The 25,809-nt window shown below is 55.9% G+C and carries 17 protein-coding genes and 3 tRNA genes; 9 read left to right on the top strand and 11 right to left on the bottom strand.

The features are described 5' to 3' along the window. Window positions 1-106 precede the first annotated feature (106 nt). The 3 genes from EQV24_RS14405 to xni all read left to right on the top strand — a co-directional run bounded on the left by EQV24_RS14405 (window position 107) and on the right by xni (window position 3,703). Complete coding sequence (locus EQV24_RS14405; RefSeq protein WP_038420509.1) at window positions 107-1,402, top strand: HAAAP family serine/threonine permease; 1,296 nt, start codon at window positions 107-109, stop codon at window positions 1,400-1,402. A gap of 65 nt (window positions 1,403-1,467) precedes the next feature. Continuing rightward, window positions 1,468-2,835 carry an L-serine ammonia-lyase gene (locus EQV24_RS14400; protein WP_020689323.1) on the top strand — a complete coding sequence of 456 codons (1,368 nt, stop codon included), beginning with the start codon at window positions 1,468-1,470 and terminating at the stop codon, window positions 2,833-2,835. A gap of 112 nt (window positions 2,836-2,947) precedes the next feature. Further along, a complete protein-coding gene (xni, locus tag EQV24_RS14395) occupies window positions 2,948-3,703 on the top strand; it encodes a flap endonuclease Xni (RefSeq protein WP_044157526.1) in 756 nt (251 codons plus the stop codon). Between the two features lie 42 nt (window positions 3,704-3,745). Here the strand turns inward: xni and rlmM are convergent, their stop codons facing one another. From rlmM to EQV24_RS14375, 4 genes are all read right to left on the bottom strand, one after another. Next, window positions 3,746-4,846: a 23S rRNA (cytidine(2498)-2'-O)-methyltransferase RlmM gene (gene rlmM / locus EQV24_RS14390; protein ID WP_013098534.1), complete on the bottom strand. Its 1,101-nt coding sequence runs from the start codon at window positions 4,844-4,846 to the stop codon at window positions 3,746-3,748. Beyond that, window positions 4,839-5,234, bottom strand: a complete 396-nt coding sequence (locus tag EQV24_RS14385; protein ID WP_003862756.1) for a DUF423 domain-containing protein — start codon at window positions 5,232-5,234, stop codon at window positions 4,839-4,841. Before EQV24_RS14385 ends, rlmM begins: the two co-directional genes overlap by 8 nt. 39 nt (window positions 5,235-5,273) lie before the next feature. Then, a complete protein-coding gene (gcvA, locus tag EQV24_RS14380; RefSeq protein ID WP_023622031.1) occupies window positions 5,274-6,191 on the bottom strand; it encodes a glycine cleavage system transcriptional regulator GcvA in 918 nt (305 codons plus the stop codon). Window positions 6,192-6,540: 349 nt separating this feature from the next. Next, window positions 6,541-6,768 (bottom strand): YgdI/YgdR family lipoprotein, encoded by a 228-nt coding sequence (locus EQV24_RS14375; protein ID WP_008499648.1) that lies wholly within the window; start codon window positions 6,766-6,768, stop codon window positions 6,541-6,543. Between the two features lie 192 nt (window positions 6,769-6,960). On the opposite strand from EQV24_RS14375, the gene csdA reads away from it, so the two are divergent. Both csdA and csdE read left to right on the top strand, forming a co-directional pair. Further along, window positions 6,961-8,166 carry a cysteine desulfurase CsdA gene (csdA, locus tag EQV24_RS14370; protein WP_130626714.1) on the top strand — a complete coding sequence of 402 codons (1,206 nt, stop codon included), beginning with the start codon at window positions 6,961-6,963 and terminating at the stop codon, window positions 8,164-8,166. Next, window positions 8,166-8,612, top strand: a complete 447-nt coding sequence (csdE, locus tag EQV24_RS14365; protein WP_023622033.1) for a cysteine desulfurase sulfur acceptor subunit CsdE — start codon at window positions 8,166-8,168, stop codon at window positions 8,610-8,612. Before csdA ends, csdE begins: the two co-directional genes overlap by 1 nt. Here the strand turns inward: csdE and tcdA are convergent. Next, window positions 8,603-9,409, bottom strand: coding sequence for a tRNA cyclic N6-threonylcarbamoyladenosine(37) synthase TcdA (tcdA, locus tag EQV24_RS14360; protein WP_014833111.1), 807 nt, complete (start codon window positions 9,407-9,409; stop codon window positions 8,603-8,605). The two genes, csdE and tcdA, sit on opposite strands and share 10 nt — an antisense overlap. 76 nt (window positions 9,410-9,485) lie before the next feature. Beyond that, window positions 9,486-10,583: a murein transglycosylase A gene (mltA, locus tag EQV24_RS14355; RefSeq protein WP_013098540.1), complete on the bottom strand. Its 1,098-nt coding sequence runs from the start codon at window positions 10,581-10,583 to the stop codon at window positions 9,486-9,488. A 209-nt stretch (window positions 10,584-10,792) separates the two neighbouring features. Here mltA and EQV24_RS14350 point away from each other — a divergent pair. The 3 genes from EQV24_RS14350 (at window position 10,793) to EQV24_RS14340 (ending at window position 11,090) form a co-directional block, all read left to right on the top strand. Beyond that, window positions 10,793-10,869: transfer RNA gene (locus tag EQV24_RS14350), tRNA-Met, on the top strand. Between the two features lie 34 nt (window positions 10,870-10,903). Further along, window positions 10,904-10,980: transfer RNA gene (locus tag EQV24_RS14345), tRNA-Met, on the top strand. 33 nt (window positions 10,981-11,013) lie between these two features. Further along, window positions 11,014-11,090: transfer RNA gene (locus EQV24_RS14340), tRNA-Met, on the top strand. 88 nt (window positions 11,091-11,178) lie between these two features. Here EQV24_RS14340 and amiC read toward each other — a convergent pair. Next, window positions 11,179-12,432, bottom strand: a complete 1,254-nt coding sequence (gene amiC, locus EQV24_RS14335; RefSeq protein ID WP_130626713.1) for an N-acetylmuramoyl-L-alanine amidase AmiC — start codon at window positions 12,430-12,432, stop codon at window positions 11,179-11,181. A 227-nt stretch (window positions 12,433-12,659) separates the two neighbouring features. Here amiC and argA point away from each other — a divergent pair, with 227 nt between their 5' ends. After that, window positions 12,660-13,991, top strand: a complete 1,332-nt coding sequence (gene argA / locus EQV24_RS14330; protein WP_013098542.1) for an amino-acid N-acetyltransferase — start codon at window positions 12,660-12,662, stop codon at window positions 13,989-13,991. A 54-nt stretch (window positions 13,992-14,045) separates the two neighbouring features. Here the strand turns inward: argA and recD are convergent, their stop codons facing one another. The 4 genes from recD to recC form a co-directional block, all read right to left on the bottom strand. After that, complete coding sequence (gene recD, locus EQV24_RS14325) at window positions 14,046-15,866, bottom strand: exodeoxyribonuclease V subunit alpha (protein WP_061772162.1); 1,821 nt, start codon at window positions 15,864-15,866, stop codon at window positions 14,046-14,048. Then, entirely contained in the window at window positions 15,863-19,405 is a 3,543-nt protein-coding gene (gene recB / locus EQV24_RS14320) for an exodeoxyribonuclease V subunit beta (protein ID WP_130626712.1), read from the bottom strand. The genes recD and recB overlap by 4 nt, the downstream gene beginning before the upstream one ends. After that, complete coding sequence (gene ptrA / locus EQV24_RS14315) at window positions 19,402-22,284, bottom strand: pitrilysin (RefSeq protein ID WP_013098545.1); 2,883 nt, start codon at window positions 22,282-22,284, stop codon at window positions 19,402-19,404. The genes recB and ptrA overlap by 4 nt, the downstream gene beginning before the upstream one ends. A 140-nt stretch (window positions 22,285-22,424) precedes the next feature. Next, window positions 22,425-25,799, bottom strand: coding sequence for an exodeoxyribonuclease V subunit gamma (recC, locus tag EQV24_RS14310; RefSeq protein WP_130626711.1), 3,375 nt, complete (start codon window positions 25,797-25,799; stop codon window positions 22,425-22,427). Between the last annotated feature and the right edge of the window lie 10 nt (window positions 25,800-25,809).

The raw sequence follows: 25,809 nt of genomic DNA, 5'->3' as shown, positions 1-25,809 counted from the left end.
AAAATTATTAAAAAACCGTCACTGAACGAATTTCATATTACCGTCAGGCATTTTTTCATCGGATTTGACTACAAACCTGACAATTTGCTTCCTCCAGGAGATACAGATGGAAACCACTCAAACCAGCACCGTTGCTTCGATTGAATCCCGAAGTGGTTGGCGCAAAACGGATACCATGTGGATGCTTGGCCTTTACGGCACAGCAATCGGCGCTGGTGTACTGTTCCTTCCTATCAACGCAGGCGTCGGCGGTCTGATCCCGCTGATCATTATGGCCATCATCGCGTTCCCGATGACCTTCTTCGCACACCGCGGTCTGACCCGCTTCGTGCTGTCCGGTAAAAACCCGGGCGAAGACATCACTGAAGTGGTTGAAGAGCATTTCGGCGTTGGTGCAGGGAAACTGATTACCCTGCTCTACTTCTTCGCCATTTACCCGATTCTGCTGGTTTACAGCGTGGCGATCACCAACACCGTTGAAAGCTTCATGACGCACCAGCTGCAGATGACGCCGCCACCGCGTGCCATTCTGTCCCTGATCCTGATCGTCGGTATGATGACCATCGTGCGCTTCGGCGAGCAGATGATCGTTAAAGCGATGAGCGTCCTGGTGTTCCCGTTTGTTGCCGCACTGATGGTGCTGGCCTGCTACCTGATCCCACAGTGGAACGGTGCCGCGCTGGAAACCCTCTCCCTGAGCAGCGCATCTGCAACCGGTAACGGCCTGATGATGACCCTGTGGCTGGCGATTCCGGTAATGGTCTTCTCCTTTAACCACTCCCCGATCATCTCTTCCTTCGCCGTGGCGAAGCGTGAAGAGTACGGCGCAGGCGCAGAGAAGAAGTGCTCCAGCATCCTGGCACGTGCACACATCATGATGGTGCTGACCGTAATGTTCTTCGTCTTCAGCTGCGTACTGAGCCTCTCCCCGGCGGACCTGGCAGCAGCGAAAGAGCAGAACATCTCCATTCTGTCTTACCTGGCGAACCACTTTAACGCACCGATTATTGCGTGGATGGCACCGATCATCGCCATTATCGCCATCACCAAATCCTTCCTCGGCCACTACCTGGGCGCACGTGAAGGTTTTAACGGTATGGTGATCAAATCTCTGCGCGGTAAAGGCAAGAGCATTGAAATCAGCAAGCTGAACAAAATCACTGCACTGTTCATGCTGCTTACCACCTGGGCCGTTGCTACGCTGAACCCAAGCATCCTGGGCATGATTGAAACCCTGGGCGGTCCGGTTATCGCGATGATTCTGTTCCTGATGCCGATGTACGCGATTCAGAAAGTCCCTGCTATGCGTAAGTACAGCGGTCATGTGAGCAACGTCTTTGTGGTTATCATGGGGCTTATCGCTATCTCTGCGATCTTCTACTCCCTGTACACCATGTTCTGATTATCACCCGCGCCGTCCCCGGACGGCGCACTCCTTCCTCTCTGACTGAAAGCAATGGATGCATCATGATTAGCGTATTCGATATCTTCAAAATCGGTATTGGTCCTTCCAGCTCTCACACTGTCGGACCAATGAAAGCCGGTAAGCAGTTCACGGATGACTTGATTGCACGCGGCATCTTGCACGACATCACCCGCGTGGTTGTCGATGTGTACGGCTCGCTTTCCCTGACCGGAAAAGGCCACCATACCGATATCGCCATTATCATGGGCCTGGCGGGAAACCTGCCGGATACCGTTGATATTGATGCGATCCCTGGCTTCATCCAGGACGTAAACACCCACGGTCGCCTGCTGCTGGCAAACGGCGAACACGAAGTGGAATTCCCGGTTGACCATTGCATGAATTTCCATGCGGACAACCTGTCGCTGCACGAAAACGGCATGCGCATTACCGCGCTGGCCGGCGACACCGCGGTTTACAGCCAGACCTATTACTCTATCGGCGGCGGGTTTATCGTCGACGAAGACCACTTTGGTCAAACCAGCACCTCTTCTGTCGACGTGCCGTATCCGTACAAAACTGCGGCCGATCTCCAGCGTCACTGTCAGGAGACGGGGCTTTCCCTCTCCGGTCTGATGATGAAAAACGAGCTGGCCCTGCACAGCAAAGCGGAGCTGGAACAGCACTTTGCTAACGTCTGGGAGGTGATGCGCGGCGGGATTGAACGCGGGATCACCACCGAAGGCGTTCTGCCCGGTAAGCTTCGCGTACCGCGTCGTGCGGCCGCGCTGCGCCGTATGCTGGTGAGCACCGATAAAACGACCACCGACCCAATGGCCGTCGTAGACTGGATCAACATGTTCGCCCTGGCGGTGAACGAAGAGAACGCCGCAGGGGGCCGCGTGGTCACGGCGCCAACCAACGGCGCCTGCGGTATCGTTCCGGCCGTACTGGCGTACTACGACAAGTTTATCCGTGAAGTGAACGCCAACTCGCTGGCGCGCTACCTGCTGGTCGCCAGTGCGATTGGTTCTCTGTATAAGATGAACGCCTCCATTTCCGGCGCGGAAGTGGGCTGTCAGGGTGAAGTGGGCGTGGCCTGTTCCATGGCCGCTGCGGGTCTGGCAGAGCTGTTAGGCGCAAGCCCGGCGCAGGTCTGCATCGCCGCCGAAATCGGCATGGAGCATAACCTGGGGCTGACCTGTGACCCGGTTGCCGGACAGGTTCAGGTGCCGTGTATCGAACGTAACGCGATCGCCTCCGTGAAGGCAGTGAACGCCGCACGTATGGCGCTGCGCCGCACCAGCGAGCCACGCGTCTGCCTCGATAAGGTTATCGAAACCATGTACGAAACCGGTAAAGATATGAACGCCAAATACCGTGAAACCTCTCGCGGTGGTCTGGCAATGAAGATCGTGACCTGCGATTAAGCCTCTCAGGAAGCCTCGTTTTGCGAGGCTTCTTCCTGTTTTCCCCGCCGCACATAGTTTCATACCGCTGACAGTGTTACCCTTCCTTCATGAGATAGAAGGGAGATTATCTGTGGCTGTTCATTTGCTTATCGTCGACGCGCTCAACCTGATTCGCCGGATCCATGCAGTGCAAGGCACGCCCTGTAAGGACACCTGTTTGCACGCGCTGGAGCAACTTATTCGCCACAGCGAACCGACGCATGTCGTGGCCGTATTTGATGACGAGGCGCGTAATTCCGGCTGGCGACATCAGCGTTTGCCAGACTATAAAGCCGGACGGGCCCCCATGCCGGACGATTTGCATTCAGAAATGCCGATGATTCGCTCGGCATTCGAAAAGCGCGGCGTGCCCTGCTGGGGCGCCCAGGGCAATGAAGCGGACGATCTCGCGGCGACGCTTGCGGTCAAAGTGGCCAGCGCCGGGCATCAGGCAACCATTGTGTCGACGGATAAAGGCTACTGCCAGCTGCTCTCACCCACTATCCGCATTCGTGATTACTTCCAGAAACGCTGGCTCGACGCCCCGTTTATTGCCAGTGAATTTGGCGTCTCGCCTGAGCAACTTCCTGACTACTGGGGGCTGGCGGGGATCAGCAGCTCTAAAGTGCCGGGCGTTGCCGGTATTGGGCCAAAAAGCGCCGCACAGTTGCTGACGGATTTTCAGAACCTGGAAGGGATCTACGCCCGGCTCGATGAAGTTCCGGAAAAATGGCGTAAGAAGCTGGAGGCCCATAAAGAAATGGCCTTTATCTGCCGGGATGTGGCGACGTTACAGACGGATTTACAGCTGGACGGGAATTTGCAGCAGTTGAGATTAGAGCGTTAAGCGTCCCCTCTCCCCGTTGAGGAGAGGGTTAGGGTGAGGGGCCTATCGCTCGTCGCGACGCCCGCCCACGGCCGCCCACCAGCGACGAATATGCACCGTCACCTCTTCGCGATCGTGATACAGCTGACGCGCCTGGATCTCCACGTTAATGCCGTGTTCATCCAGTTGCTGCTGAATATAGGCCAGGTTCTGAGAGACCTCCTCATAGCGTTTTTTCATTGGCAACTTGAGGTTAAAAATCGTCTCACGACACCAGCCGTTCACCAGCCAGGAGGCCATCAGTGCCGCCACTTTCGCTGGTTTTTCCACCATATCGCACACCATCCAGGAGATGTTATTGCGGGTTGGACGATAGCGGAAACCGTCTTCACGCAGCCAGGTGACCTGCCCGGTGTCCATCAGGCTTTGCGCCATCGGGCCGTTATCAACAGACGACACCCACATGTTGCGTTTCACCAGCTGATAGGTCCAGCCACCGGGACACGCACCGAGATCGACCGCGTACATGCCGTTGGCCAGACGCTCATCCCACTCATCCGCCGGAATAAAGACGTGAAACGCCTCTTCCAGCTTCAGGGTTGAACGGCTCGGCGCATCAGCCGGGAACTTCAGGCGTGGGATCCCCATAAAGAACGGAGAGTTGTTGTTGGTATAAGAGTAACCGGCGTAGCAGCAGCCCGGGGCAATAAAGAAGATATGCACGACTGGACGTTTTGGCGTTTCGTAGTTTGTCAGCACGCCGGCATCACGCAGCGCCGCGCGCAGCGGTACGGTGAACTTACGGCAGAACTTCATCAGCTCTTTGCTTTCGTTGGTGTCGGCCACTTCAACGCGCAAATCACCCCCCTTCTCGACCACGCCCTGCAGCATGCCCACAATCGGGGTGATGCGATCTTCTGGCGGGAGATCTTTCAGCAGCTCACCCGCGACGAACATCTGGCGCGCAAAGATCAGTGAACTGAACGGCAGCTCGCGTGCCAGCTTATCCGCATCGTCAGGCTGGTAGCATTCGAACACCACATAGCCCGCATTATCCTTAACGCGCGCAAAACCGAAGACTTCTCGCTTCGCCGCTTTATCCGTAATTTCCGCGGCGCACTCTTTCTCAAACCCCGGGCGACAATATAAAACAACCTTATTCATGAACAACGCCCTTGCGTTTCAGACGGATAGCTCCGATAAACATTAATACCCACCCTGCCAGGAAGCTGACGCCGCCGACAGGTGTAACAAACGCCCACAGGCGCAAATGCGAGAGCGCAAGGCAGTAAAGGCTGCCGCTGAACAGCACCGTACCCAGCGCCAGGAAAACGCTGCTCCAGTAAAACCAGATGCTGATGCGGCGCTGCATCGCTACCGCCAGCCCAAAAATAGCCAGCGTATGGAACGCCTGGTATTCAAGGCCGGTCTGGATCCAGCCCATCTCCACCACGCCCAAAGACTTGCTTAAGACATGTGCGCCAAACGCGCCCAGTGCAACAAAAATAAAGCCACTCACCGCGGCAAAAATCAGCATGAATCGGCTGGTCATGTTTCAGTCCTAAAGTAATGCGTGCCCGGCACACAAAAGTTATTGTTCATACCTGAAGCGGAATTTTTCTTGCTCGCTCGCCGCTTTCGCCAGTATCCACTGCCGGAAAGCGGCTATTTTACCCAGTTCTGCCTGACTGTCATGACAAACCAGATAAAACGCATTCTTGCTGACCAGTACATCATTAAAAGGGCAAACCAGACGGCCGGCCTCAATTTCGGACTGCGCCATGACGTTGTTCGCCAACGCAATGCCCTGTCCGTGAATGGCAGCCTGTAGCACCATCGCACTGTGGCTAAAGATGGGGCCCTGCTGCACGTTTATATGATTAAGACCTAATTGACGGGTATAAGTTTGCCAGTCGCGGCGAGAAGCGTCATGTAACAGCGTATGTTGTGCCAGATCGGCGGGCGTTTTTAACGCTTTATCGCCTGTCAAAAGCAGCGGTGAACAGACTGGCAGCAGATATTCTGCGTATAATTTCTCGACACGCAAGCCCGGCCAGTTACCACGCCCATAAAAAATGGCAACGTCCACATCGTCCGCCAGTTTGTCTTCCTGACGATCCACCGCCTGGATCCTGACATCAATTCCCGGATAAGCTGAGTTAAAGCTTGAGAGTCTGGGCACCAGCCACTGAATGGCAAAACTGGGCAATAAACTGACCGTCAGTGCGCCTTTTGCACTCCTGGCCTGCAGCTTGCGCGTGGCTTCCGTGAGCTGGGAAAAAATCTCTTTAATATCCTGAAAATAGCTCTGCCCCTCTTCCGTCAGCAACAGCGAACGGTTGCGTCGGCGAAACAGCTTGAGGCCCAGAAAATCCTCCAGGGACTTGATTTGGTGACTTACTGCGGCCTGTGTCACAAAAAGCTCATCTGCTGCGCGGGTGAAGCTTAGATGACGTGCTGCTGCATCAAAAACACGTAATGCATTTAGGGGTGGCAATCGCTTGGACATGGTTATCTGGCTTAGATGTTAACGAGATTTAACAAACAGGAAACAACGTTTAACCTATTAGTTTTTTTTATCTGAGCCATTATAATTTGTCCGTTGAGGAACTACCAGCAAATACCTATAGTGGCGGCACTTCCTGAGCCGGAACGAGAAGCTTTTTTTGGAATGCGTGTTCTGAAGAGCTTTTGGCTTACGGTTGTGATGTTGTGTTGTTGTGTTTGCAATTGGTCTGCGATTCAGACCACGGTAGCAACGCTACCAATTTTTCACTTCCTGTACATTTACCCTGTCTGTCCATAGTGATTAATGTAGCACCGCCAATTTGCGGTGCTTTTTTTTGCTTAGCGATCTGTTAATGCTCGATCTCTTTCATCTCTTTCACGTCCGTGCGGTTGATCTGCTGCTTGTTCCCGTTAGCATCTTTGTATGAAATCATCCCGGTATCGTTATCGGTTGTCGGTTTCCCTTCCGAAACAATGGAACGACCATCGTTAGTGTGCATGACGTAGTTGTTACCAGAACAGGCGCTCAGGGCAAAAGTAAACGCACAGGCAGAAATGATTGCAGCTGTCTTATTCATGATTCTTCTCCTTTAGCAATTAATGCTATTCAAACCTCGATTTATAACAGGCTAAAACATCCGCCTAACACTATTTAGCATAACCTGCTTTTTCAGGGGCGTTGGGATAAGCAGACAATTCTGATAGATATCAACCTCCTTGCCCTGCCGCTGAAATTGCGCGACGATCTCATTAATGCAATGAGGAATCCCATGAACGCTTTTAGCCCTGCGCAGTTTCGCGCACAGTTTCCGGCGCTGGCCGATGCCGGCATTTATCTCGATAGCGCTGCCACAGCCTTAAAGCCGCAGGCGGTTATTGAGGCAACGCAGCAGTTTTATAGCCTGAGCGCAGGCAATGTGCATCGTAGCCAGTTTGCCGAGGCCCAGCGCTTAACCGCACGCTACGAAGCGGCACGCGATCAGGTTGCTCGTCTGCTCAATGCCGAAAGCGGGAAAAACATCGTCTGGACGCGGGGTACCACCGAAGCCATAAACATGGTGGCCCAGTGTTATGCCCGCCCACTGCTTCAGCCCGGAGACGAGATCATCGTCAGTGAAGCGGAACATCACGCCAACCTGGTCCCATGGCTGATGGTGGCAGAGCAAACAGGGGCACGGGTGGTGAAGCTCCCGCTGGGGACAGATTACCTGCCGGACGTAGCACGGTTACCTGAGCTGATTACACCGCGCAGCCGCATTCTGGCGCTTGGACAGATGTCCAACGTCACCGGTGGCTGCCCGGATTTGGCGCAGGCTATCCGCATCGCGCATGCCAACGGCATCATAGTGATGGTTGACGGCGCGCAGGGCGTGGTCCATTTCCCGGCCGATGTGCAAAAACTGGATATCGATTTTTATGCCTTCTCAGGGCATAAGCTCTACGGACCAACCGGTATCGGGGCGCTGTACGGTAAGCCTGAGCTGCTGGCACAAATGACGCCGTGGCTCGGTGGCGGCAAGATGATCGCGGAAGTCTCTTTCGATGGCTTTAAAACCCAGGACGTCCCTTACCGGCTGGAAGCGGGTACGCCAAACGTGGCGGGCGTCATTGGCCTGAGCGCCGCGCTCGAATGGCTCGCCGAAACGGACATTGTCCAGGCGGAAAGCTGGAGCCGGGGTCTGGCGACGCTGGCTGAAGAGGAGCTTAAAAAACGCCCTGGCTTCCGTTCGTTCCGCGTGCAGGATTCAAGCCTGTTAGCCTTTGATTTTGCGGGCGTACACCATAGCGACATGGTGACCCTGCTGGCAGGATATGGCATTGCGCTGCGTGCCGGGCAGCACTGTGCCCAGCCGCTGCTGGCAGCGCTTGGCGTGAGTGGTACACTGCGCGCCTCGTTTGCGCCTTACAATACCCAAAGCGATGTCGACGCGCTGATTTCCGCGGTTGACCGCGCCCTTGAACTCCTGGTGGATTAATGACTAGCTCAGCTTTAGCCGGACATCCGTTTGGCACAGTGATCACAGAAGAAACGTTAAAACAGACCTTCGCGCCGCTCACACAATGGGAAGATAAATATCGTCAACTGATCCTGCTGGGTAAGCAGCTTCCGGCCCTTTCTGACGATCTCAAAGCGCAGGCAAAAGAGATCGCGGGCTGTGAAAACCGCGTCTGGCTTGGGTTCAGCGTATCCGGTGAGAAACTGCATTTCTTTGGCGACAGCGAAGGACGTATCGTGCGCGGTCTGCTGGCAGTGCTGTTAACCGCCATCGAAGGGAAAAGCGCGGCGACGCTACTGGCGCACTCGCCGCTGGCTCTGTTCGATGAGTTAGGGCTGCGCGCGCAGCTGAGCGCCTCACGCGGTCAGGGCCTGGTCGCCCTTAGCGAAGCGGTGCAGGACGCCGCCCGTCAGGCTCAGGCCTGACGTTCCGCCTTCGCCATCATCTTTTTCAGTGCGTGAGACACCGCCACAAAGCCAAAAGAGGCGGTCACCATAGTGGCCGCGCCAAATCCTGAGGCGCAATCCATCCTTTTTGGCCCTTCCGCCGTGCTTTTCATTGCACACACCGAGCCGTCCGCCTGCGGATACACCAGCGCTTCAGTCGAGAAAACACAGTCGACGCCCAGCTTGCCCTTGCTGTTTTTCACCACGTTAAAATCGCTTTTCAGACGTTCACGCAGCTTGGCCGCCAGCGGATCCTGAATGGTTTTGGCCAGATCGGCCACCTGGATCTGTGTGGGATCAATTTGTCCGCCTGCGCCACCGGTGGTCACCAGTGGCACCTTGTAACGACGACAGTACGCAATAAGCGCCGCTTTTGGACGCACGCTATCGATCGCGTCAATCACGTAGCTGTAGCCTTTACTCATATAGTCTGCGACATTATCCGCCGTCACAAAATCATCAATCACCGTGACCCGACATTCCGGGTTGATCAGGCGGATACGCTCTGCCATGACCTCAGATTTTGCCAGGCCGACGTTGTCACGCAGGGCATGGATTTGACGATTGGTATTGGTGACGCACACGTCATCCATATCAATCAGCGTGATTGCGCCAATACCGGTTCTCGCCAGCGCTTCTGCCGCCCACGAGCCCACACCACCAATGCCCACGACGCAGACATGCGCATCCGCAAACAGCTGCAGGGCTTTTTCACCATAGAGACGTGCCGTACCGCCAAAACGCTGGCGCCAGGCGTCGCTGATTACCACAGACATAAAACCTCAGATGTAAAAAGGGTGAGGTTTTTCCTCACCCTGAACAGTAATCCGTATTCCGCTCAGAATACCACAATCAGCCGCTGAATACGTTTCCGGCGCCAGGCGCTGTCTTCAGCACCCATACGCGGCCATAGTGGTTATACCAGCCCGCCCGGTGACCGGCATCCGGACCAATTCCCTGATAAATATCGAAGTGCTGGCCTTTAATCGCGCCACCAACGTCCAGTGCCACCATCAGACGTAGCTCGTACTGGCCGTTAAATTTACCGTTATTATCCAGCAGCGGCACTTCTGCCAGCAGCGTGGTGCCCGCAGGAATGATGGAACGATCCGATGCTACCGACGCACGGCCAATCAGCGGCACGGCACTCGCCCCTTTCACCGGCGCAAAGTTTTGCGGTTTGAAGAAGACGAACGACGGGTTCTGCTCCAGCAGCTCGCGTACCTCGGCTTCACTGTGTTTTTCGCCCCACTCGCGGATCGCCTGCATCGACATATCTTCTTTTTTCACTTCGCCACGGTCGATCAGCACTTTACCAATGCTGCGATAGGCATGGCCGTTTTTACCGGCGTAGCTAAAGAAGTTCAGCGGAGAACCGTCACCAAAATCGATGTAGCCGCTGCCCTGAACGTCCATGATGAAGTTATCCATCAGGGAGTTGCTGTAAGCCAGGACGTAGTTTTCGCTAAGCGCACCGGCGTAGATCTCCGCACGGGACGGCAGGCGACCACGTTTTGGCGGCATACGATAAATAGGATACTGGAATTCGCCCTGACGCGTATGTCGCGCCTGGATAACCGGGGTGTAATAGCCGGTAAACTGCACGTTGCCGTAGTTGTCCGCCCCTTCCATCTGCCAGGCGTCGATACCAAACTGACGCATATTGCGCGTATCGCCGCCCGCGCGCAGCCAGTCCTGCACCGCGTTATAGACGCTACTCTGGGCACCATACAGGCGCGGCGACGCATTGCGGATCTGGTAAACCTGCTCGGAGAAATCACCGGCGTTGATCGGTGCGCCGACAGCATCCGGCTGGTTAACTAAAGAGAAAGGCTGGGATAACTTCCCGTCTTTATACTGTTGACCGCGATCGGTCGGTTTAGAAGAACAGGCCGCAAGAATGGCTACCATTGCGCCCGTGATCAGATACTTTGCCCAACGTCCTTTCATTATATCTCGTCTTTAAGTTGCCCATTTCCGCGTGATGAAGATAACAAACCCACTGTTCTAATGAAACGGAATCACATGCCCTTTGGCAAATTCTGAGCAAAAAATAGTCCAAAGGTTTCAATATCGTTCAATTTACATACAAAATTAATGAATTATGTGAAAAAGGGGTTGCATCACAAACCTAACCGAGTATAGTGCGCTTCCACGGACGCGGGGTGGAGCAGCCTGGTAGCTCGTCGGGCTCATAACCCGAAGGTCGTCGGTTCAAATCCGGCCCCCGCAACCAATTAAAATTTGATGAAGTATAAGCAGTACGGTGACGCGGGGTGGAGCAGCCTGGTAGCTCGTCGGGCTCATAACCCGAAGGTCGTCGGTTCAAATCCGGCCCCCGCAACCAATCAAATTTGATGAAGTAAAAGCAGTACGGTGCCGCGGGGTGGAGCAGCCTGGTAGCTCGTCGGGCTCATAACCCGAAGGTCGTCGGTTCAAATCCGGCCCCCGCAACCAATACTTCTAAAAACAATAAACACCCTTAAGGGTGTTTTTTTGTATCTGTCGTTTGTGAATTTGCCGGGGGTTAACCCGGCGTTCAGCATTATCCACGTCGTGCCAGCGTCGCCCCGTCAGAGAAATACGCCCGGATCCCTGCCAGAATCGACTCAGCCACTTCCTGCTGGAATTTGGCCGTCTTGAGCTTACGCTCCTCTTCCACGTTACTGATAAACGCCGTTTCAACCAGGATAGACGGAATATCCGGTGCCTTCAGCACCGCAAACCCGGCCTGCTCGACGCTGGTTTTGTGCAGCTTGTTGACCCGCCCCAGCTTGCCCAGTACCGCTTTACCAAACTTCAGGCTGTCGGTAATGGTCAGCGATTGCACCATGTCGAACATGGTGTGATCAACGTAGCGGTCGCCGCTTTTGCTCACACCACCGATGAGATCCGAGGCGTTCTGCGTGTCCGCGAGGTAACGCGCCGCGGTACTGGTTGCCCCTTTGGTCGAGAGTGCAAATACTGACGATCCACTCGGCTGACGGCTGGTAAAAGCATCAGCATGGATAGAGACGAAGAGATCCGCCCGCTGCTTCTGGGCTTTTGCCACGCGGACTTTCAACGGAATAAAGACGTCTTCATTACGCGTCATGTAGGCGCGCATGTTGCCCTCTCTATCGATTAACGCCTTCAGACGGCGGGCAATCTGCAACACCACATCTTTTTCCCGCGTCCGGTATTTGCCTACCGCACCCGAGTCTTCTCCGCCGTGGCCAGGATCGAGCATGATCACAATCGGGCGATCGCGCCCTGCTTTTCCGGGCTGCGGACCACTCTGCGCAGGCGGAACCTGTTTCTCCAGATTGCCCTGGTTGTAGTCTTCCAGTAACGCCAGGAGCGGATCCTGAATGTCCGTTGCATTCGCCGGATAGAGATCCATCACCAGACGCTCTTTGAACGATGCCACAGGCGCAAGGGCGAACAGCTGCGGTTTCGCGTTCTGCTTGAGTTCAAACACCATGCGCACGGTTTGCGGATCAAACTGCCCAACGCGCGCCGATTTGATAAACGGATCGTCACCACGGATCTGCGCCGCCATCCCCTTCAGAACGGAGTTCAGGTTAACGCCTTCGAGATCCACCACCACACGCTCAGGGTTGCTCAGGGCAAATTGCTTATATTTCAGCACCCGATTGGATTCCACCGTCACACGCGTATAGGTTGACGACGGCCAGACGCGCACCGCCACCACCTGACTTGTGGCGGCAAGACCCACCTGGCTGACGCTGAGCAGCCACATCGCCCCTGCCCCTTTTAACAAACGGCGGCGGCTTATTGCTGAATTGGATCCCGACATGCTTCTCCCGAGCAAGAAATCTGATTGACAGACAAAACATCAAAATTGACCGAAAACTTTAACGAATGACGCATAAACTGTCATCTATAAAAGGGTAAACAATCATACGTTAACGCACGGATTACTTATTATTTTCTGTGGGTCGCAGAAAATTTAGGCTTGCACATGCGGCCACAATCGAATAAAAATACACAAATTACGAATAAACATTCATTAAGGGTTGTGCCATGGTGAAGGAACGTAGAACCGAACTGGTCCAGGGATTCCGCCATTCTGTTCCCTATATCAACGCCCATCGGGGAAAAACGTTTGTCATCATGCTCGGCGGCGAAGCCATTGAGCATGAAAACTTTTCCAGCATCGTCAATGACATTGGCCTGCTGCACAGCCTCGGCATCCGCCTGGTGGTGGTGTATGGTGCGCGTCCGCAGATCGATGCGAACCTGGCCGCACACCATCACGAGCCGATTTATCACAAGCATACCCGCGTTACGGATGCCAAAACCCTTGAGCTGGTGAAACAGGCAGCGGGTCTGCTGCAGCTTGATATCACCGCGCGTCTGTCCATGAGCCTGAACAACACGCCGCTTCAGGGGGCGCATATCAACGTCGTCAGCGGTAACTTCATCATCGCTCAGCCTCTTGGCGTGGACGACGGGGTAGACTATTGCCACAGCGGACGCATTCGTCGTATTGATGAGGAAGCCATTCATCGTCAACTGGACAGCGGTGCCATTGTGCTGATGGGGCCGGTGGCCGTTTCCGTAACCGGCGAGAGCTTTAACCTCACTTCAGAAGAGATTGCCACCCAGCTGGCGATCAAACTGAAGGCGGAGAAAATGATTGGGTTTTGCTCCTCTCAGGGCGTCGTGAACGAAGAAGGGGTGATCGTGCCAGAGCTCTTCCCGAATGAGGCCCAGGCCCGCGTGGAAGCGCTGGAAGCCGAGGGAGATTACTACTCTGGTACCGTCCGGTTCCTGCGCGGTGCTGTGAAAGCCTGCCGCAGCGGCGTGCGTCGCAGCCACCTGATCAGCTATCAGGAAGACGGTGCTCTTCTGCAGGAGCTGTTCTCCCGCGACGGTATCGGCACCCAGATTGTAATGGAGAGTGCGGAGCAGATCCGCCGCGCCACCATTAACGATATCGGCGGTATTCTGGAGTTAATTCGCCCACTGGAGCAGCAAGGGATCCTGGTACGCCGTTCCCGCGAACAGCTGGAAATGGAGATCGATAAATTTACGATTATCCAGCGCGATAATCTGACCATCGCCTGCGCCGCGCTCTATCCGTTCCCGGAGGAGAAGATCGGCGAAATGGCCTGCGTTGCCGTCCATCCAGACTACCGCAGCTCTTCACGCGGCGAGATGCTGCTTGAGCGCGTGGCGGCTCAGGCGCGCCAGATGGGCCTGAGCAAGCTGTTCGTTTTGACCACGCGCAGTATTCACTGGTTCCAGGAGCGCGGATTTACGCCTGTGGATATTGATTTGCTGCCTGAAAGTAAAAAAGAGATGTACAACTATCAACGCCGCTCAAAGGTGCTGATGGCCGACCTGGGATAACAGATCCTTCGCCGGGTGGCGTTGCGCCGACCCGGCCTCTCTTTCTCACCTCGTTCAGAGGGACTCAAATATCGCGCTCAGGCCGCTTCGCCGTTCTGTACGGGTGGCAATCGCCTGCACCAGCACACGCTCGTCGGTATAGAGCGACAAGCGCTGACGCGCGCGGGTGATGGCGGTGTAGATGAGCTCGCGGGTAATCACGGGTGAAAGCTGGGTGGGCAGGATCAACGCCGCATGGTTGAACTCCGAGCCCTGGGACTTGTGTACCGTCATCGCCCATGCTGTTTCATGTTCAGGCAAGCGACTGGGCTGCACAGACTTCACGCTTCCGTCCGGCATCAGGAACCAGACGCGTAGACCCTGTCCACGGTCAAGCGCAATGCCAATATCGCCGTTAAACAACCCCAGCGCGCTATCGTTACGGGAGATCATCACTGGCCGACCTTCGTACCAGCGTGAATGCGGCGTGCGGGTGATTTTGCGCTTTTGCGCAAGCAGTTGCTCAAGCCTGTCGTTGAGGCCGCTGACGCCAAAAGGCCCCTCTCTCAGCGCACACAGCAGCTGATATTCGCCAAACGCGGCAATGACCTGCGCAGGCGTATGTTGCTGCTGCACGCTCGTCAGGAAGTGCTGATAGCCCAGCAGGGCATCATCCAGCATCGCCTGATACTCTTCCCCGGTTTGCAGCGATTTCTTCTCAATATCACTGAAGCTGCCGTCAAAAACGGCACTGGTCGCATGCCGATCCCCTCTGTTCACGGCCGCCGCCAGTTGGCCAATGCCGGAATCACTCCCGAACCGGTAGCTTTTTTGCAGCAGACAGAGGCTGTCTCGCAGCGCCGCCGCGAGAGACTGACTTTCGGCTGCGAGCGAACATCCGGTGAGGCGGGCTAACTCCTCAGCACGTTCCGCGGTATACCCAAGACTCGCATAGGTGCAGATATCGCCCAGTACGGCCCCGGCTTCCACCGAGGCAAGCTGGTCACGATCGCCAAGGAAAATTACGCGCGCGTGGGGAGGTAAGGCGTCAATCAGCCGCGACATCATCGTCAGGTCGATCATCGACGCTTCATCCACCACCAGCACGTCAAGATGCAGCGGGTTTCCGGCGTGGTAACGCAGGCGCTGGCTGCCCGGCTGGGCGCCCAGTAGCCGGTGCAGGGTACTGGCTTCATTGGGGAAAAGCGCAAGCTGTTCCTGCGTGAGCGGCAGTTTTTGCAGCGCGCCACCTAACGACTCCGTCAGCCTGGCCGCCGCTTTGCCGGTGGGCGCCGCCAGGCGAATACGGCATTTTTGCTCACCCGACAGCTGAATCAGCGCGGCAAGCAGTTTTGCCACGGTGGTGGTTTTACCCGTGCCCGGTCCGCCCGAGATCACCGAGATCCGCCGCGTTAAGGCGACGGCCGCCGCCACTTTCTGCCAGTCTGTCGCCTCATCTGAGGTAAACAGGGCATCAAGCGTTTGCCGGAGTTGCGCTTCTTCACAGGGAAGCGGCGCGTTTGTCTCGCTGAAAAAGCGCGCTACCGTCAGTTCATTACGCCACAGCCGGTTAAGGTACAACCGGTCGCCGATAAGGATCATGGGCGTCTGGGTATCGGCTCTGCTGACAGCAGGAGAGCTTAGCAAAACGCTCTGCCAGTCTACCGACTCGCCCAGCAGGGCAAAACAGGACTGAAGAGCCGCAGGCATTTTCTCATCAATGGTCAGGCGCGAAAGCGGCAGGCAGACATGCCCTTCCCCCGCGTCGTTGCTCAGGATAGCGGCAGCCAGCATCACGGCCGGCTGCTCGCCAGCCACCATGATGGCGAACTGCACATCAAGATGGCGCAGTAAACGCTGCTCTACGGCTTCCAGCAGTAATTCCTGCATCGTCATGCCAACTCCTCCGTGCCTGCGGCAAATAAACTGTCCATTTTCTCAATCAGTGCCGCGTCCGGGCGCGTACTAAAAATACCAGACTGCGGATCGGCGGCATCCACCCCGCGCAGGAAGAGGTAAATCACCCCGCCAAAATGGTCTTCGTAGCGGTAATTTGCAATGCGATGACGCAGATAGCGATGCAGCGCCAGGGTATACAGCTGGTACTGCAGATCGTAACGATGCATCTGCATGGCAGAGGCCATCGCCTGTTGGGTATAGGCTTCGCTGTTTTCACCCAACCAGTTCGATTTGTAATCCAACAGGTAGTAACGCCCTTCATGGCGGAACACCAGATCGATAAAGCCCTTCAGCATCCCCTGAACCTGACGGAAGTTAAGTGGCGGGCAACCGGCGGATAGCGGGTCGTGCTCGCGGATCAGCGCATCCAGCGCCTCGGCTCTTAGCGGGCTGGCGATGGGGAGATAAAACTCCATCTCCACCTGCTTATCTCTGGCGGTCAGCTGGCTGAGCGAAATACCCTGTGTCGTGAGCGGGGCGTGAAGGATAGCGGTGATCCATTCGCTGAGCACCGGCTGCCATTGCGCGTCGTAGCCGCCGCTTTGCAACATTTTCAGCACCCACTCCTCAGAGACAGGTTGCGTGAAATCCAGCTCTTCAAACAGGCTGTGTAAAAATGTGCCCGGTGACGCGCCGCGCGGAAATTGATGAGGGGTCAGCACCGGTTCATCCGGCACACTGCCGGTACCTGCGGCATCCACGTCAAGCTTAGGCATCAGATCCTGCGCAATGCTCTGCCCGTGCTGCTGTAAACCGGAATAGCTGGTCACGCGCCAGTCGTCTGCAACGGTTCGCGTAATCTGCCGGGCCTGCAGGTCGGTTGTCTGCTGTTCTGGCAGCTGCCAGCGACTGTTATCGGGTTGCGACGGGATATGCAGGGCAACATGTTCCCCGCACAGTGTTTCAATACACTGACGCAGCCCGGCAGCATCTTTTGGCTCACCAAGCTGAATCAGCCTGCCCAGCGCGCTCAGATGAAAATCGGTCTCGCCTGCCTTTTCGCCACGGCGGCGGAATAGCGGAGCGATACCCAGACTGCAGTGCCAGACCGAGCGGGTCAGGGCCACATAGAGCAAGCGTAAATCTTCCGCCAGGCGCTCGGCCTCGGCCAGTTCTACGCTGGACTCTGCTTTGCTGAGATCGAGCACCGCTTCGAACGACTCGCGATCGTGATAAAAAGCCTGATCCTGCACCCGATAATTGGCGATAAAAGGCAGCCAGACCAGCGGATACTCCAGGCCTTTCGACTTGTGAATGGTGACGATTTGCACCAGGTGCTTATCACTCTCAAGACGCATCTGCTGGCTCGACGAGTTACTGTTCGGATCGGCAATTTGCTGCGCCAGCCAGCGCACCAGGGCATGCTCGCTCTCCAGCTGCGTGCCCGCCTCCTGCAACAGTTCGCTGATATGCAAAATATCGGTCAGACGGCGCTCGCCGCCCGCTGTGGCGAGCATATTCTCGGCAATGTGACGCTGCCTCATCAGTTCACGCAGCATCGCCATCACGCCGCGTTTTTGCCAGCGCTCGCGGTACTGCACAAACTCTTCGACCACCGCATCCCAGGCGGCTTCGTCGCAATTTAGCGCATCAATATCGCGCGCGTTCAGTCCCATCATGCTGCTTGCCAGCGCGCTGCGAAGGGTGCTTTCCCGCTCCGGCGCCAGCACGGCCTGCAGCACCCACAGCATCTCCTGCGCTTCCAGCGTTTCAAAGACGCTATCGCGGTTAGAGAGATACACGGACGGGATGTTCAGTGACGTCAGGGCATCACGGATAAGCGCCGCCTCCTGACGGCTGCGCACCAGCACCGTAATATCGGATGCTTTTATCGGGGCTGATGTGTCCCCCTTCCAAAGCAACGCCTCACCGCGCGTACCTGCGCTGAGCCAGTCCCGGATCTGCGCGGCGCAGTGCTGAGCCATCGCATGTTGATAGTCCGTAACGCCGCACCCCTCGCCGTCCAGCAGCCAGAAATTCATGGCGGGCTGGTTCACGCCGTTGAATTCAAAGCGCAACGAAGCATTTCTGGCGGCGAACTTTACCGGCTGGAAGGGAATCTCCCTGAACATAAACGCCGAATCCATGCGGCTGAAGAGCGCATTGACGCTCTCCACCATCCCCGGCGAGGAGCGCCAGTTGGTGTCCAGGGTGTAGTGCGCCTCAACCTCGCTGCGGGCTTTCATGTAAGTGAAAATATCCGCGCCACGGAAGGCATAAATGGCCTGTTTTGGATCGCCAATGAGCAGCAGTGCCGTGTTGGGCTGCTGTCGCCAGATGCGGCGGAAAATGCGGTACTGCTGGGGATCGGTATCCTGAAATTCGTCAATCATCGCCACCGGAAAGCGCGTGCGGATGGCGGCGGCAAGCGCCTCGCCATTTTCACTGCACAACGCCGCGTCCAGGCGACTTAGCATATCGTCAAAGCCCAGCTCACCCCGGCGGCGTTTCTCACGCGACACCGCTTCACGGATCTCCGCCATAGCGCGAGTGATCATCAGGTCGTTAAGGGTTAATGGCTCTGCCAGCAGGGTTTCGATCTCAACAAACAGCGGGTGCTCCGGGACAATGCCATCGGCTTTGGTTCGCTCAACCAGAAAACGCCGGGAAAATTTTTCCAGCGCATCAGGGAGCTGGTAACCGCGCGTCTCTTCCTGCGCCCAGGCAGTGATCTTATCGATCCATTTCCCCTGATTGCCACGGTTAAACTTGCGCCTGTCGATCCCGGAGTTTTCGATAATGGCGTCGATCTCGCCGACAGACTCAATCCATTTTTGCTTAACGGCTGCAATCTTCGCGACGATTTTTTCATGGCGCGAGGCCAGCGTTTCATCCGCAGGCGGTGGAGATTTAATGACCGGGGCCTCCCCCTGCAGATAACGCTCAATGGCGCGCAGAAGCTCCTCAGGGCCTTTCCACAACGCATGTACCGCTTCGGCGATCTCCCGCTGTAACGGGTAGCAGTGGCGACGCCAGAAATCAGCACAGGCCTGGTAGCGAAGCTCAGACTCATCTTCAATAAGCTGCAGTTCAAACAGCATGCCGGATTCAAACGCATTCAGGCTCAGCATGCGCTGGCAAAAACCGTGGATGGTGAAGACAGAGGCCTCGTCCATTTGCCGTTCAGCCAGAAGCAGCCACTGTGCGGCCTGCTGTTTATCGGCAATCTCTTCCAGCAGGCTCGCGTAGAGTGGGTTATCCGTGCTTTCGCGCAGACAGGCGATACGCAGTTCATGAATATTGGCACGGATACGGCCGCGCAGCTCAGCGGTTGCGGCCTCGGTGAAGGTCACCACCAGCAGCTCCTCCACGCTTAACGGACGCGGAAAAGCGGCCTGGCCGCCAAGCCCCAGCAACAGACGCAGATAAAGCGCGGCAATGGTGAAGGTTTTTCCCGTTCCCGCTGAGGCTTCAATCAATCGTTCACCCTGCAGAGGTAAACGTAAGGGATCAAGGGACTCAGCGGTGTCGGTCATTCTTTCTTACTCCAGGGCATAGATTGCTGCAGGGCGCTGACGCTCTTCCAGATTTTCCAGCCTTTCGGGTTAACGTAGTCCGTTTTTCCGTTCTGGCTACCAGAAACCTGAGACAGAATGGCTATTCCCTGCGGTTTAACCACCGCCTGATGGAAGAAGTCGGCAACCTTCTGAGGCGTCAGCTGTTTTATCTCGGCCACTACTTTATCACGCGAATCAAATTTCAGATTACCGCGATCGAAATCTTTGCTCAGCTGGGATGCTTCTTCACCCAGCGTCTGAGGCGGCTGCATCACCTGCGCGATGACGGCCTGCTGGATTTGGGCAAACTCATCCGGCTTCATGGCTCGCAGTTTAGCTTCCGCTTGCGGGAAGAAAGCCTGGTAACGCTGCCAGAGATAAGCGGGCTGTTTATCGCTGCTCTGCAGCAGGAAACCCAGCCCCCACTGGCGGCCAACGTTCATGGAGAATGCAAAGACCGCGTAGCCAAGCTGCTCTTCTGTGCGCAGCTGATTGTAGAACCACGGCTGTATAATTTGTCCCAGAACGGCACTCTGCGCAGAGCTGGCAAATTCATCATAGCCCGTAGGAACAAACACGGCGGCCAGCGCGGAATCCGTGCTGTTACCTGCTTTTTCAAAAATCACATTCTGTTTTTTCTCAACCAGCACGTCCTGGTTACGGCACCACTCGTCGCCTTTTGAACCGAGCTGCTGACGTACGTTCTCCGCCAGCGTTTTGGCCTGGTCCTCGCTCATGTTGCCGACGATAAGAAACTCCGGACGTGTGTTAGTTTTCAGCGCGTCGCGGTAGGCCAACACCTCTTTTAATGTGATGGATGGCAGCAGCGCCCGGCGATCTTCACGCTGGAAATAGGGGATTTGCGACAGCATCTGCGCCGGCATAATCGCCTGATCGTACGCCTTGCCTTTCTCAGCGGAATCCATCATCTGCGCATACCAGGACTTCGCCTGCTCAAACTGCTCTTCCGTTGGCGTGTAGCTGAAATAGCCCTCCAGCAACGCCTGGAACAGCTGAGGCAGACGCTGGGTATAGCCGTTTGCATTGACCATCAGTCCGTTATTGGCGTTGGTAGAGAAGCTGATCCCACCTACGGCGGCCTGGTTGCTGAGCTGGTCAAGTGCGATACCGGCCAGATAGTCATTGAGCGCAAACATCACCTGATTTTTGGCGCTATCCATCGCTTTCGGGTTGCGAAGAACAACGCTGACATCGGCTTTTGGCTCGCTGGCGAAGTAGTGGCTTGGGGTGTACACCACGCGCAACGTCGGCTCATCAACAATAAGCTGCGGGTGTGGGTACGCTTTCGCGGTTTTAATCAGGGAGAAATCATCCGGGATGTAGGGATTCAGTTCCGGCAGCTTCAACGCGATCTCGCTGGCCTTTTTCTGCCAGTTTGCGAACGTTTGCTCACTGATTTTATCCACCTGGTAAGGGGCATCCACGAAATAGGCCGTTTTGTTATGCGGCTCGTTCGGGCTGATGTACCAGATACGGGCATTCTGTGGGGTCATCATTGCCAGGCGCGCTTTTATCGCCTCAGCGTCGTACTGGTCGGCAATGTTGACCGCGTCCAGGGTATGTTCAACCGGCACGCGGATCATGGTATCCGCCAGCCACTCAACATAGTCCATGTCGCGGGTAATGGACGGATAGCGGAAATCGAGATCCAGCACGTGTGCCAGTTCGTCAAAGTAGCGTTTATCGACGCCTTTATCGCGCAGCAACGAGAGATAGCTGAAGATAGCCGCGACCACCTCATCACGGTGCGCCAGCCCTTTGTCGGTCAGGGTGGCGGAAATCGCCAGCACACCGCTGTTGCCGTTAACCACAGGATCGGAGTCGGCACGGATCCCTTCCACCAGCCCCTGCTTTTGCAGCCAGTCAGAAAGCGTTCCCGGGCTGCGGTTACCAATAAGATAGGTGACCAGTTCATCCGTTTTACTGCGGAACTGTGCGGTATTGTTATCAATGCGGAACTCAACGCGTAACACCTTGCGCGGCAGTGCGGGCACGTAGTGGATCACGATCCCTTTCTGCGCGTCGGTGACAACCGGTACGTTTATCTGCGGCAGGTCGATGTTTTTATTTGGTACCCGTCCAAAGGTCTGCGCCGCCATGGCAGCCAGTTCTGGCAACGGTTTGTTGCTGTAGATAACCGCTTTCATCAGGTTGGCGGAGTAGTATTTGTCGCGAAACGCATGCAGCGCATCAAGCACCGGGCTGTTTGGTTTGTCACTCAGCGTCTCGAGGTTCCCCCCGGAAAAACGGGAACCAGGGTGCGCCGGGTTGATGGTTTCGGCGCTCACCTGCGCCATGCGCATACCGTCTCGCGTACGGGCCAGGGTCAATTCAGCATTGACGGCATTACGTTCACGGTCAGCGTATTTTTTATCCAGCAGCGGTGCGGCAATGGCATCGGCGAGACGATCCACCGCCCCTTCCAGCGCATCATTTTCGACTTCCAGATAAAACGCCGTCCGATACGGTGCCGTACTGGCGTTGTGGCTGCCGCCATGCATTTTCAGAAATTCGGAGAGGCTATCAGGCTGGGGGTATTTTTTGGACCCCATCAGCGTCATATGTTCCAGATAGTGCGCAAGACCCGGGTGCGCTTCGGGATCTTCCAGCGACCCAACGGGTACTACAAGCGCCGAGAGGGATTTCACCGCCTGCGGATCGGAAACCAGCAGCACGGTCATCCCGTTATCAAGGCGGACAGCCTGATACTGACGGGTATCTTTTTCGCTCTTACGGATAGTTTCCTGAACGGGTTGCCAACCGGAGTCTGCCTGAGTGACGGGAGCCCAAAGGGCGACAAACAAAACAAACGCTTTGAACAAGGTGCTGCCTGGCATTAACGACCTCTTTATCACGGCTACATCATTAACAAACTTCGTGCTGGACACGCCAGCATCTCTTTCTTTCTGTACATCAGTCCGTGATAGCAGGTGCATCATAAATGAACACCCATTGCTGCGCAATTTTTATACAGCGCTCAGGACTGATTAAATTTGAACAACGGTAACAGGTAACGTTGTGCCTCTTCCGTGATGGTCTCAAAGTATTCTGGCTCAAGCGTTCGCCATAACCGTTGATACCAGACATCATCGCCTTCACCACGGACCATCATGTTACCTTCCCAGGCCTGAACAAATTTACTCCGCGCTTTCTGCAGTGAAGCGTCATCCGTTAACATCGCATCATTCTGCGCGTCATAACAGGCTTTTATCCACGCCCCGCCACTTTCAGGCAGCAGCAGCAGCGGCTTGTTCATCCCCTGACGGTAACCTTCAATGTACAAGGACAAGTAATGTAATGCCTGCTCCGGCTCCATTGGCGGGAAACGCCACTCGCCCTCCTTGCGTACAAACATCCGGCTTTCACCCTGGTTACCGCCAGCACTGTAGACAAGATGTTCGAGCCAGAGTTGCAAACCCTGCGAAACGCTCAGCATGGAAGGCCGCCAGCGCAGCAGCCCGTCCGGTTGAACCTGCGTCAGCCAGCCCGTCAGCTGGATACCGTTGCAGTTGAGGTCGATTTCGAGGCTTGTTCCCGGCTGTCGGCATTCGATAACACGCTCGGCAAGTGCCTTCATCTCTGTGCACTGCGCCTCCCAGACGATCTCCCCAAACGCACCATACGGTAATTGCCCCGCAGCGCGATAGCGGCGGAACAGTTTGTCAGCATCTTCCTGCTCCACCAGCGCATTCAGCAGCTGGAGGTTTAACTGATAACGTTCCAGCCCTTCCAGCGTAAACGGTTCTGCGTCAGGAATTTCGCTCTCTTCCGAGCGGAAATTTACCTGCAATCGCTGCTGGAAGAAGGCGCGTACCGGATGCGCCCAAAAACGCTGCAGCTGTTCGAAGGTCAGGGTTTCAATGGGCCGCGCGTCGAGCTCCTGAATGAAATCACTGTGCGCCTTCCCCTCTTTTTTCGCCGCGGGCAGCCACTCCTGGGCATAGCTCTGCAATTCGCTGGCGACGTAGTTCATGGGGTCAAACGGCATACGGCTGTGACAACAGGTGATATGCGCTTTCACCCGCTGGTCGCTCTCATCGCAGTTACGTTCTTCATCCCCCGGCAGGTAGTGGCTCTGTCCGATATAGTCCACCAGTTCCTGCACCAGAACAGAGGGAAAACGCTCGCTGTTGTCCTGAATCGACCGACCGATATAGCTGATGTAAAGCTTGTTCTGCGCGGAAATAAGCGCCTCAAGGAAGAGGTAGCGGTCATCATCACGACGGCTACGGTCGCCCCGCTTCGGTGCCGGGCTCATGAGATCAAAGCCCAGCGGCGGCAGGGCTCGCGGATAAACACCGTCATTCATACCAAGCAGACACACCACTTTGAAGGGAATGGAACGCATGGGCATCAGCGTGCAGATATTGATCGGCCCGGCAAGGAAGCGCTGGCTGATACGCTCCTGATCGAGGCGCAGGGTCAATTCGTCCCGCAGAAGCGAAAGCGGGATCGCTTCGTTATAGTGGGAGTTCACCCCCTCATCGACTATCGCCTGCCACTGTGTTTCAATCAGCGCCATTGCGGCTTCCGTGTCACTGTCCGGCAGGAAGAAATCATTGAGCAGTTCCCGGCAAACCGGCAGCCACTCCTCCAGCGGACGCGGCTGCATTAGCGCACGTCGCCAGCGGTTAAGCTGCATCAGCAGCGAGGCTAAATGCCCGACAAGCTCCGCGATGAGCCCGCTGGACTCATCATAAGGCAGGACCTCGTTCCACTCGCCCTGGCTGCTTTCCATGGCATACCCCAGCAGCATACGCGTCAGACCAAACTGCCAGGTGTGCTGCCCGGTAGGGGGAAGCTCAAACTCCTGTACGTTGTCGTCATCGATCCCCCAACGTACGCCAGACTCGTTTACCCACTGACGAAGGTAGCGCAACCCCTCTTCGTTAATGTTAAAACGAGCGGCCAGCACGGGGACATCGAGCAATGCCAGGACATCTTCGGAAATGAAGCGGCTGTCAGGCAGTGACAGCAGGGTAACGAATGCCTGCAAGGCCGGGTGAGACTGGCGAGCCCGACGGTCAGAGATGGCATAAGGCAGGTAGCGCTCTCCCGTCGCACTGCCGAAAACGGCCTGAATAAAGGGGCTGTAGCTGTCGATATCTGCCACCATCACCACGATATCACGCGGTGTCAGGTCAGGATCGTCCTGCAGCATGGCGAGCAACTGATCGTGCAGGACTTCGACTTCACGCTGCGCACTGTGGCAAACATGCACCGTGATACTGCGATCGTCGGGATCCAGTCTCCGCTTCGTGTCGCTGCGTTCAAATTCTTCGGCCGTCACGCCCATCACCGCGCGATTTTCCAGATCCAGAATATCGGACTGGATATTGTGCAGCAGGCTGTCCGGCGTGATTTCAACAAACGCATCCACGTCGCCTTCGCCTGACGAGGTGATATCAGAGAGCATATGAATATAGTCCCGGCCCAGCTTGCCCCATGAGGCAAGCAGCGGGTTTGGCAGGTTCTGAATGCCCTGCTCATCAAAAAGCTGCGCGGCAGAGGCGCTGTCTTTAAACAAGGGCACCGTGCGTTCTTCAAAGAGACGTCGCCGCTGGCGCGTCACAAGCCGCGAAAGCCACCGGTCATCCTGAATGTCGCCCCAGTAATGGCGGCAAGGGTTAGTAAAGAGAATATGGATGTCGGTGTGTTTTCCGAGCGCTTTCAGCGCATCCAGATAGACGGGTGGCAAGGCGGAAATACCGCAGATAAATACGCGGGAGGGCAGCCGGGCCGGTCGGTCAGTGCTATTTTCCAGTATGGAGATGAACCGTTGGTAGAGGTTCGCACGGTGCCACTTGGGTTGACCCAGCTTTTCGGTATGCTCCACCAGCGCTTTCCACAGCGGCGCCTGCCAGACCTGCGCCTCCGGCAGACCTTCCACCAGCTCACCCACCTCCCAGCGAGTCAACCATTCCGGACGATACACTAAATACTGGTCATAGAGATCTGCGGTGCGTGATGCCAGCTGGAACAGCTTGCGTTTGTCGGAATCGTCATGCAGGTAGTGGCGCAGCATGGCAAACTCATCATGCGTGAGCATATCTGGCAAAAGCGCCATCAGCTTCCAGCTCATGCTCTGTTTGTTAAACGCACTCTGCTCCGGGATGTCAGGCAACACGCGGACAAACATCTCCCAGATAAAGCTCGCGGGAAGCGGAAAATCGATATTCGCCGCGATGCCAAATTTACGGGAAAGCGACATCTGCAGCCATTGTGCCATACCGGTGCTCTGCACCAGCACCATTTCAGGCTCAAACGGATCGTCGAGCCGCTCACGCTCAACGATAAATTCCATCAGCGCTTCCAGCACATCCAGACGATTTGAGTGGTAGACCCTTAACATAGACGCTCCC

It is taken from the genome of Enterobacter sp. A8, assembly GCF_004296595.1.
Taxonomy (GTDB): Bacteria; Pseudomonadota; Gammaproteobacteria; order Enterobacterales; family Enterobacteriaceae; genus Enterobacter; species Enterobacter cloacae.
Note: the sequence above shows the minus strand (reverse complement) of the source record. Positions and strands in the feature narration are given on the sequence as shown.

What these genes read in the sequence shown, in the direction of transcription:
- EQV24_RS14405 (WP_038420509.1), top strand. Translation starts at nt 107, where the DNA reads ATGGAAACCACTCAAACCAGCACCGTTGCTTCGATTGAATCCCGAAGT.
- EQV24_RS14400 (WP_020689323.1), top strand. Translation starts at nt 1,468, where the DNA reads ATGATTAGCGTATTCGATATCTTCAAAATCGGTATTGGTCCTTCCAGC.
- rlmM (WP_013098534.1), bottom strand. Translation starts at nt 4,846, where the DNA reads ATGAATAAGGTTGTTTTATATTGTCGCCCGGGGTTTGAGAAAGAGTGC.
- EQV24_RS14385 (WP_003862756.1), bottom strand. Translation starts at nt 5,234, where the DNA reads ATGACCAGCCGATTCATGCTGATTTTTGCCGCGGTGAGTGGCTTTATT.
- gcvA (WP_023622031.1), bottom strand. Translation starts at nt 6,191, where the DNA reads ATGTCCAAGCGATTGCCACCCCTAAATGCATTACGTGTTTTTGATGCA.
- EQV24_RS14375 (WP_008499648.1), bottom strand. Translation starts at nt 6,768, where the DNA reads ATGAATAAGACAGCTGCAATCATTTCTGCCTGTGCGTTTACTTTTGCC.
- csdA (WP_130626714.1), top strand. Translation starts at nt 6,961, where the DNA reads ATGAACGCTTTTAGCCCTGCGCAGTTTCGCGCACAGTTTCCGGCGCTG.
- csdE (WP_023622033.1), top strand. Translation starts at nt 8,166, where the DNA reads ATGACTAGCTCAGCTTTAGCCGGACATCCGTTTGGCACAGTGATCACA.
- tcdA (WP_014833111.1), bottom strand. Translation starts at nt 9,409, where the DNA reads ATGTCTGTGGTAATCAGCGACGCCTGGCGCCAGCGTTTTGGCGGTACG.
- mltA (WP_013098540.1), bottom strand. Translation starts at nt 10,583, where the DNA reads ATGAAAGGACGTTGGGCAAAGTATCTGATCACGGGCGCAATGGTAGCC.
- amiC (WP_130626713.1), bottom strand. Translation starts at nt 12,432, where the DNA reads ATGTCGGGATCCAATTCAGCAATAAGCCGCCGCCGTTTGTTAAAAGGG.
- argA (WP_013098542.1), top strand. Translation starts at nt 12,660, where the DNA reads ATGGTGAAGGAACGTAGAACCGAACTGGTCCAGGGATTCCGCCATTCT.
- recD (WP_061772162.1), bottom strand. Translation starts at nt 15,866, where the DNA reads ATGACGATGCAGGAATTACTGCTGGAAGCCGTAGAGCAGCGTTTACTG.
- recB (WP_130626712.1), bottom strand. Translation starts at nt 19,405, where the DNA reads ATGACCGACACCGCTGAGTCCCTTGATCCCTTACGTTTACCTCTGCAG.
- ptrA (WP_013098545.1), bottom strand. Translation starts at nt 22,284, where the DNA reads ATGCCAGGCAGCACCTTGTTCAAAGCGTTTGTTTTGTTTGTCGCCCTT.
- recC (WP_130626711.1), bottom strand. Translation starts at nt 25,799, where the DNA reads ATGTTAAGGGTCTACCACTCAAATCGTCTGGATGTGCTGGAAGCGCTG.